Below are 7,436 nucleotides of genomic sequence, written 5' to 3'. Positions count from 1 at the left end.
CCTGCATCGGCTGACCCGACCCGACCCGACCCGCCCTGGCCCGATCCGCCCTGCCCCGACCCTGCGCAGGCGTTCTCGGCCCGCTCTTGGTCGGACGGTGTTCGCTTCGATGAACGACAGGAGGCGCGATGAAGGTTCTGGTGTTGGGAGCGACCGGGGGCACGGGCTCCCACGTCCTGCGGGTCGCCCTGTCGGCGGGGCACGACGTGACGGTGCTCGTCCGCGACGCCTCGTCCCTCGACGTGACGGAGGGCGTCCGGGTGCTCACCGGGGACGCGACCTCGGCCGAGGACGTCCGCGCCGCCGTGGCCGGCCAGGACGCCGTGCTGAACGCGATCGGCTCGCGGAACATGCGGCACCCCGTCGAGGTCGAGGTCGGGCGGGCCCTGCTGCCGGCGATGCACGACGCGGGCGTCGACCGACTCGTCGTCGGTTCGGCTTTCGGCGTCGGCGAGAGTCAGGCCGACGCGAACACCTTTCAGAAGATGTTCTTCCACACCGTGCTCGGCAAGGTCTACGCCGCCAAGGACGTCGCCGACGCCGAGGTGCGCGAGAGCGGACTCGACTGGACGCTCGTCTACCCGACGCGCCTCACCGACGATCCGGCGACCGGGTCGCTCGCCACGGGGGAGCGGTTGCCCCAGGGGGCGGGCAGCCACGTGACCCGTGCCGACGTGGCGCGTTTCATGCTCGCCCAGCTGACCGACGCGACGTGGTCACGGAAGATCGTGGTCGTGACGGGCGCGGCCGACTGACCTGCGCCTCCTGCGGTGGTGCCGCCTGGACGCCGCACGACCCCGAACACGGGCGTGTTCGGAGTGGGCGGGCGATCGTGCCGGCCCGGATAGTACGAACTCGCCCACTGTCGACGAGCGGCAGGGCGGCAGCTCGGCAGGGTCGGCAGGGTCGCAGGGCCGGAGAGCCGCAGCGCGTCAGCTGAGGATCGCGAGCGCGTCGATCTCGACGAGCATGGCCTCGTTCGGCAGCTCGACGAACACCGTCGTGCGGGTGGGGAACACCCCGCTCGGGACGTTCTGCAGCAGGTAGGTCTCGTACGCGGCGTTCATCTCGGCGAAGTCGTCGCGCGTGGTGAGGAACACGCGCAGCGACACGACGTCGTCGAACGTCCCGCCGGCGCCCTCGACGATCGCCTTGACGTTGTCGAGCGTGCGGACGGTCTGCGACGTCAGGTCGCCGGGGTGCAGGTACTCGCTCGTGGCGGGGTCTTGCGGGCCCTGGCCCGACACGCTGAGGAACCCGTTCTTGAGCACGCCCTGCGAGAAGGTCGAGATGGGGGTGGGGGCGCCGCCGGTGCGGACTTCGGTCTTCTCGCTCACAGGTCTGCTCTTCTCTGGTGGATGGTCGGTGGGCCCGACGTGAGGTGTCGCCCGTCGGGGGTGGCTGCAAAACTACCGTCAGGTACCGACACACGGCCTGACCGCAGCACCACTCCGCCCACCCCCGAACCGCACCCGTCGGAAGGCACCATGACCACGTCGTCCTCGACCCCGTCCGCTCCCGTCCCCACCAAGGTGGGCTTCGGCCGCGAGCCCCGGCCGGTCCCGCTGATCGACCTCGCGACCCCGCTGCTCACGATCGACCTCGACGCCCTCACCCACAACGTCGAGACCATGGCCGCCTGGTGTCGCGAGGCCGGGGTCGACCTGGCGCCGCACGGCAAGACGACGATGGCACCCGAGATCTGGCGCCGGCAGCTCGACGCCGGCGCGTGGGGCATCACGCTCGCGACGGCGTTCCAGGTCGCCGTCGCGCGCGAGGCCCGGGTGCCGAACGTCGTCCTGGCGGGCACCGCGTTCGCGCCCGCGACCCTCGCGGCGCTCGCCGCACCCGGCGTCGACGTGCTCATGTGGGTCGACTCGGTCGAGACGGTGCGCCTCGTCGACGCCGCCCTGGCGCGGGCCGAGGGCGAGCGTCCGCTCGCCGTGCTGGTCGAGTTCGGGTCGCCGCTCGGCCGGACCGGCGCGCGCTCGGTGCGCGAGGCGCTGCTCGTCGCCGAGGCCGTGGCGGCGGCACCGCACCTCGTCCTGGCCGGGGTGGCCGGGTACGAGGGCGCCCTCACGCACGACGTCGACGCGGCCGGCATCGCCGTGGTCGACGACTACCTGCGGGGGCTCCTCGAGGTGCTCGACGGCATCGGTGCGCCGGCCTTCGACCCGTGGCTGTCGAAAGGTCACGACGTGGTGGTGACCGCCGGCGGCAGCGTCTACTTCGACCGGGTCGTCGCCGTGCTCGGCGACCGGCACGACCCTTCGGGGTTGCAGGGGCCGCGCACGCGCGTCGTGCTGCGGTCGGGTTCGTACGTCGCCCACGACCACGACCTCTATCGCCGGCTGACCCCGTTCGCCCGCGACACGATGCCGTCGACCCGTCACGCCGTGCCGTCGACCGCAGGAGGCGCGGCCGGCGTCGACGCCGACGTCACGGTCGTCGTCGGCGACGGTTCGGCGGGGTCGCAGGCCGACCGCGAGATGGGCGGGCCGACCGACGGCGAACTCACCGGGTTCGACGGAGCGGCCGAGGGGTTCGACGCCGAGCGGGCCGCGGGGTTCGACGCCGAGCAGGTCGAGGGGCCGACGATCGAGCCCTCGTTCCTGCCGACCCTCGAGCTCTGGGCGTCCGTGGTGTCCCGTCCCGAGCCCGGGCTCGCCCTGCTCAACGTCGGACGGCGCGACACGTCGGACGACGAGGGGTTCCCGGTGCCGCTCGAGGCGTGGCGTCCGCAGGCGGCCGACCGGCGCCTCCCGGGGGTGCTCGACGGGTCGCACGTGTCGGCCCTCAACGACCAGCACGCCTTCCTGCGGCTCGACCCGGCGTCCGGGCTGCAGGTCGGCGACCTGGTGCGGCTCGGCGTCTCGCACCCCTGCACCACGATCGACAAGTGGAACGAGATCGCCACGGTGCGGGGCTCGGCCGACCGCCGCGGTGTGCCACCCGTCGTCGAGGGCAGCATCACCACGCGGTTCTGACGGAGCCTGCTGTTCTGACGGAGCCTGCTGTGCTGACCGGTGCCGGCGCTTCCGAGCGGCCGGCGCCCTGACGGCCGGTGCGGCCGGCGCCCTACGAGCCCGAGCCCTCGTCGGTGCCGGGGGTGGGCGTCGGCGCGTCCGTGGGAGGGGTGGGCGCATCGGTCGGCGGGGTGGGGCGGTCGGAGTCGTCCTCGGTGTCGCCGGAGTCCGTCTTCGGGCCGCCCTTCTCGCCGGGGCCGTGGCCCGGGCCACCCTTCGGTCCACCAGCCATCGGGCCGCCGTCGGCAGGGCCGCCCTCCGGTGCCTCGGGCAGGGCCTTCCCGTCGGGGCCGGTGCCGGGGGTCGGCATGGCCTTCCCGTCGGGCCCGGTGCCGGGGGTCGGCAGCGCTTCGCCGTCGGGGCCGACGCCCGGGGTCGGTAGGGCCTCGCCGTCGGGCCCGGTGCCCTCGGCCGGAGTGCTCTCGTCCGAGTCGCCGCCCGCAGCAGGCGGAGTCGGCGCGTCGGTGGGTGCACCGGTGGCGTCGTCGGAGCCTCGTCCTCCCGGCCCCTGGCGTGAGCCGTCGGCCTGGTCCGCCGCGTCGTCCCGGCCCGGCGTCGCGCTCGAGGAGGCGCTGGTCGAGCTCCCGGCGTTCGACACCGCGACGGCGGTGCTGGTCCCGACCAGGGCGAGGCCGGCCGCCGCGATGCCGATGCCGACGAGCAGGCCCTTCCTCGGGCGCCGTTGCGGGGTCGACCCGGCTCGGAACGCGCTGCCGTCCGTGGGCAGTTCGCGGGTGCGCTGGTCGTCGGCGACGATCGGGGTGGTCGGGGCCGTGGGCTGGCCCGACGGCCGGGCCGGCAGCTCGGTCGTCGTACGGGCGTCCTGGTCCTCGTCCTCACGACGCAGTCGCTCGGCCCACGCATCGTCCTGCGCGGGGGTGTTCTCGTCGCGACGGTCGTCGTCGCGACCGTCGGGGGTGATGTCCTTCGCCATGGTGTCTCCAGATGTCGGGTGCCGGGCGAGCCGCGGTGCGGCTGGCGGTCGGGGCGTTCCCTCCGGCAGACACCACTCTCGGAACCGAATCTGAAGCGGGGCTTAAGTCGCGTCGACACCGACTGCTACCGTCACCGCATGTCCGAGCGACGCGTCCTGGCACCCGAACCGCCCACCGACGGCCAGACCGTCAAAGGCCCGGCGTCGTACTTCCCGAGCATCGAGCGCACCTACGGGCGGCCGGTCCAGGAGTGGCTCGACCTGGTCGACGAGCGTCTCGACGAGCACGCGCACATGCAGGTGGTGTCGTGGCTCAAATCCGAACACGGCCTGGGCCACGGGCACGCCAACGCGATCGTCGCGTACGTGCGCCACGCCCGCGGCTGACACGACGTCGGGACGTCGCAACGTCGGGACGCGGTCAGCGACCCCCGGCGGACTGTCGTCCCCTGAGCTCGACGACGACCTGGTCCAGGAAGTCGTCGACCTCGTCCTGGTCGTAGCCTTCCCTGAACCTCGTCGGTCGGAACCGGGCGGCCACGACGTCGACGTCCGCCAGGAGGCCGACGGTGGTCCCCTGCTCGTAGGCCGCGAGGGTGGCCCGGATGCGCTCGAGGAACGGGTCCACGTCCTCCATCGCGTAGCCGTCGCGGAAGCGGGTCGGGGTGAATCTCTTCTCGGTCACGTCTCGTGCGAGCACGCCGCTCCTCGGGGTCGGGTGTCGACAGGTCTGTCCTGATCTTTCCACGCCCGTGGTCGCCCGGACGTCCGGAGGTGCGACGATGAGCCCATGCCCGTCGTCGAGTCCCGGTGCGTCGTTCCTGTCGACCTCCACGTCGCCTTCGCGGTGTCGCAGACCCAGGGGGAGGCGCGAAAGCGGTGGGACCCGTTCATCCGGCGGCAGTACCTGGTGGGCGGGGCGACCCGGGCCGCCAAGGGGGTCCGGACGTTCACCGTGCAGCGTTTCGGGTTCCGGATGGAGAGCGAGTACGTCTCGTACAACCCACCGACGAACGTCGGCATGAAGATGACGAAGGGGTCGTGGTTCTTCGCGCGCATGGGCGGGGGATGGCGGTTCAGCGAGGTCGACGGCGACCCGAGCTCGACCGAGGCCGTCTGGCGCTACAACTTCTCGTGCAAGCCGGCATGGCTGGCGCCCCTGGCCGAGCGCATCGGCGCCGTCCTCCTGCAGCGCGACATCGACCGACGCATCCGCGGTTTCGCCCGGGGCTGCGTCGATCCGTTCGTCCTCGCCCACCTCGACCCCGACCTCGGCGGCGCCGGTGACCCGGCCCGCACCGTGCCTCCGGCCCTTCCGTAGAACCCGCTCACCGACGGTCCAGCGGCGCCTCCCCGCATCGATCCGTCTCGGTGGCTCGGCACGGACGAGTCAGGTGTCGGTGGGACCGAATGCCGGTGCCGGGTCGGACTCGTGCGCGTGCCGCAGGACGTCGCGAAGGCGTCGCGTCAGCTCGCCGCCCGCGAGGCGCGCCTCGCGCCCGTCTTCACCGCCACCCTCGCCGCTGCCGCCGAGTCGTTGGACGGCGGCGAGGTCGAGGTCGATGAGCCCCTCGACCACTTCCTGGAGCGAGTTGGTCACGGCCTGGAGCTGGTCGAAGGGCACGACGAACCACGGATCGCGTCGGGCACCGACCTGGGCGTCCTGCCCGAGGGCCCAGGCCGTCCAGCCGATCCGGCGTGCTCCGACACCAGAGGCCCGAATCGGGTCGAACCGCGGACCCGGTGCGTCGCGAGCGGCGCGGGCTGCGCGACGCGACCACGCGAGGGCCTCGTCGTGCGAGAAGCCGGAGTCCCACGGTGAGGCGAGGGCGTAGTCGGCGGCGGAGTTCAGGACAGTCGACATCATCAGCAGGTCCTGGGTCGAGAGGGCGATGACGATCTCCCTCGACCCTCCGATGGGCCCTTCGCCTCGATCGTCGGCGAGCAGGAGTTCGAGGGCGCCGTCGGCATCGACGCGTCGCAGTACGGGGATGCTGCGCGGTCGCCAGATGAGGGGGAGCCAGTCCGTGTCGCTTGCGACGGTCTCTCGTGGAGGGATCGGAGGCTGCCGCCGCTGGAACGGCCACCAGCCCGGGGAACTCGGACGGGTCGGGAGGGTCGGGGCGCCAGAGGGCGGCCCCTCACGCTCGGCGATGACGAGGAGGAACAACCACAGGGCGACCAAGAAGAGCCCGAACGCCGCCAACCCCACGGTCAGGTAGGCCGACGGCCACCGGGCCGAGATCGGCCCTCCGAGCCAGAACGCGAGCAGCGACAGCCCCAGCAGGACGCCGCCCGCGACGAGTTGCCGTCGTCGGCGCTGTCTCCCCATGCGCCGACCCTAGCGGCAGGCCGAGCCCGTCTGCGGTCCACCCCTGGTGGCAGTCCGCGGCCACGCGACCCACACCGCACCCCCAGCCCCTCCATAGCCTCCGCCCACCGACCGGCCCTACCGTTCGGAGGATGCTCAGCCCCGCCCGCGTCCTCGTGATCGACGACGACGAGACCATCCGCACCGCCGTCGTCACCGCGCTGGGCGCCGAGGGCTTCGCCGTGCACGGTCTCGCGGACGGCTCCGACCTGTCCGAACAGCTGAAGGCGTTCGTGCCCGACCTCGTCGTGCTCGACTGGATGCTGCCCGGGGCGAGCGGCATCCGGCTCGCGAGCACGATCCGCACCTCGTCCGACGCCGCTGTCGTCATGCTGACCGCCCGCGACGAGGTCGACGACCGGCTGCGCGGCTTCTCCGAGGGCGTCGACGACTACGTGGTCAAGCCCTTCGCCGTCGCCGAACTGATCGCGCGCGTCACGGCCGTCCTCCGCCGCCGCGGCCGCATCCCGTCGGTGATCGAGATCGGCGACCTCGTCGTCGACCCCGAGGCGGCCCGCATCACGCGCGGCGGCGAACCACTCGACCTCACCGCGACCGAGTTCCGCCTGCTCGGCTTCCTCGCCGAGAGCCGCGGACGCACCGTCTCGAAGACGCAGATCCTCACCCAGGTCTGGGGCTACGACGACTACGACCCCAACCTCGTCGAGGTGCACCTCAGCGCCCTGCGCCGCAAGATGGAGACCCGGGGCCCCCGCCTCATCCACACCGTCCGTGGCCTCGGCTACCGGATGAGCGCGTGAAGCGCGCCCGCCGTCCCGCCGCGCTCACGACGGGACACCACCCCCGAGGAGGCGCGGTGTCGGCCCCCGAGACCGCCACCCCCGGGCTGCGCACCGGCTCGTTGCGCGTCCGCACGGTCGTCGCCGTGCTGCTGCTGCTGGCCGTCCTGCTGGCGGCGCTCGCCGTGACGGTCGAGCTCACGCTCGGCCAGCGACTCCGCGCCCAGGTCGTGGACCGGCTCTCGGACCGCGCCGCGGCCGCCGCGGCCCTGGTCGGCACGGTCGACGGCGACGAGCTCGCCGACCGGCTCTCGGCCCAGGGGCTCTCGGTCGTCATCCGCGACGCCGACGGCGACGCCATCGTC

At 73.1% G+C, this 7,436-nt stretch carries 8 protein-coding genes and 3 pseudogenes; 6 read left to right on the top strand and 5 right to left on the bottom strand.

The genetic code is table 11. From position 1 onward, the window contains the following. The first annotated feature begins 128 nt into the window (after positions 1–128). Positions 129–755 carry an NAD(P)-dependent oxidoreductase gene (locus IFT36_RS14260; RefSeq protein ID WP_200413463.1) on the top strand — a complete coding sequence of 209 codons (627 nt, stop codon included), beginning with the start codon at positions 129–131 and terminating at the stop codon, positions 753–755. A gap of 177 nt (positions 756–932) precedes the next feature. On the opposite strand, the gene IFT36_RS14255 is transcribed toward IFT36_RS14260, so the two are convergent. Next, positions 933–1,337 carry a RidA family protein gene (locus IFT36_RS14255; protein ID WP_056043363.1) on the bottom strand — a complete coding sequence of 135 codons (405 nt, stop codon included), beginning with the start codon at positions 1,335–1,337 and terminating at the stop codon, positions 933–935. Positions 1,338–1,487: 150 nt separating this feature from the next. Here IFT36_RS14255 and IFT36_RS14250 point away from each other — a divergent pair, with 150 nt between their 5' ends. Next, on the top strand, positions 1,488–2,987 hold the full coding sequence (locus IFT36_RS14250; RefSeq protein WP_200413462.1) for an alanine racemase: 1,500 nt from the start codon (positions 1,488–1,490) through the stop codon (positions 2,985–2,987). Between the two features lie 91 nt (positions 2,988–3,078). On the opposite strand, the gene IFT36_RS14245 is transcribed toward IFT36_RS14250, so the two are convergent. Beyond that, on the bottom strand, positions 3,079–3,960 hold the full coding sequence (locus IFT36_RS14245) for a hypothetical protein (RefSeq protein ID WP_200413461.1): 882 nt from the start codon (positions 3,958–3,960) through the stop codon (positions 3,079–3,081). A gap of 138 nt (positions 3,961–4,098) precedes the next feature. Here IFT36_RS14245 and IFT36_RS14240 point away from each other — a divergent pair, with 138 nt between their 5' ends. Next, positions 4,099–4,347: a DUF4287 domain-containing protein gene (locus IFT36_RS14240; protein ID WP_056043354.1), complete on the top strand. Its 249-nt coding sequence runs from the start codon at positions 4,099–4,101 to the stop codon at positions 4,345–4,347. Positions 4,348–4,408: 61 nt separating this feature from the next. On the opposite strand, the pseudogene IFT36_RS16605 reads toward IFT36_RS14240, so the two are convergent. Together IFT36_RS16605 and IFT36_RS17020 are read right to left on the bottom strand one after the other, a co-directional pair. Continuing rightward, positions 4,409–4,519: pseudogene (locus IFT36_RS16605) on the bottom strand (DivIVA domain-containing protein); the annotation flags it as partial. Between the two features lie 45 nt (positions 4,520–4,564). Beyond that, positions 4,565–4,645 (bottom strand): annotated as a pseudogene (locus IFT36_RS17020) (DivIVA domain-containing protein); the annotation flags it as partial. A gap of 105 nt (positions 4,646–4,750) precedes the next feature. Between IFT36_RS17020 and IFT36_RS14230 the strand changes: the two are divergent. Next, positions 4,751–5,281: an SRPBCC family protein gene (locus tag IFT36_RS14230; RefSeq protein ID WP_056043348.1), complete on the top strand. Its 531-nt coding sequence runs from the start codon at positions 4,751–4,753 to the stop codon at positions 5,279–5,281. A 69-nt stretch (positions 5,282–5,350) separates the two neighbouring features. On the opposite strand, the gene IFT36_RS14225 is transcribed toward IFT36_RS14230, so the two are convergent. Continuing rightward, positions 5,351–6,292, bottom strand: a complete 942-nt coding sequence (locus tag IFT36_RS14225) for a hypothetical protein (protein WP_200413460.1) — start codon at positions 6,290–6,292, stop codon at positions 5,351–5,353. Positions 6,293–6,423: 131 nt separating this feature from the next. Here IFT36_RS14225 and IFT36_RS14220 point away from each other — a divergent pair, with 131 nt between their 5' ends. Continuing rightward, complete coding sequence (locus tag IFT36_RS14220) at positions 6,424–7,092, top strand: response regulator transcription factor (RefSeq protein ID WP_173153288.1); 669 nt, start codon at positions 6,424–6,426, stop codon at positions 7,090–7,092. Beyond that, a pseudogene (locus IFT36_RS14215) lies at positions 7,089–7,436 on the top strand (hypothetical protein); the annotation flags it as partial. The gene IFT36_RS14220 and the pseudogene IFT36_RS14215, both read left to right, overlap by 4 nt.

Origin of the sequence: Frigoribacterium sp. CFBP 13605, from assembly GCF_014839405.1 — a bacterium.
Classification (GTDB): Bacteria; Actinomycetota; Actinomycetes; order Actinomycetales; family Microbacteriaceae; genus Frigoribacterium.
The sequence above is the reverse complement of the archived record's forward strand: the minus strand, read 5'-3'. Positions and strand labels throughout refer to the sequence as shown.

Bases quoted from the DNA above. Each gene is read 5' to 3' on its own strand.
- IFT36_RS14260 (WP_200413463.1), top strand. From the start codon at position 129: ATGAAGGTTCTGGTGTTGGGAGCGACCGGGGGCACGGGCTCCCACGTC.
- IFT36_RS14250 (WP_200413462.1), top strand. From the start codon at position 1,488: ATGACCACGTCGTCCTCGACCCCGTCCGCTCCCGTCCCCACCAAGGTG.
- IFT36_RS14245 (WP_200413461.1), bottom strand. From the start codon at position 3,960: ATGGCGAAGGACATCACCCCCGACGGTCGCGACGACGACCGTCGCGAC.
- IFT36_RS14240 (WP_056043354.1), top strand. From the start codon at position 4,099: ATGTCCGAGCGACGCGTCCTGGCACCCGAACCGCCCACCGACGGCCAG.
- IFT36_RS14230 (WP_056043348.1), top strand. From the start codon at position 4,751: ATGCCCGTCGTCGAGTCCCGGTGCGTCGTTCCTGTCGACCTCCACGTC.
- IFT36_RS14225 (WP_200413460.1), bottom strand. From the start codon at position 6,292: ATGGGGAGACAGCGCCGACGACGGCAACTCGTCGCGGGCGGCGTCCTG.
- IFT36_RS14220 (WP_173153288.1), top strand. From the start codon at position 6,424: ATGCTCAGCCCCGCCCGCGTCCTCGTGATCGACGACGACGAGACCATC.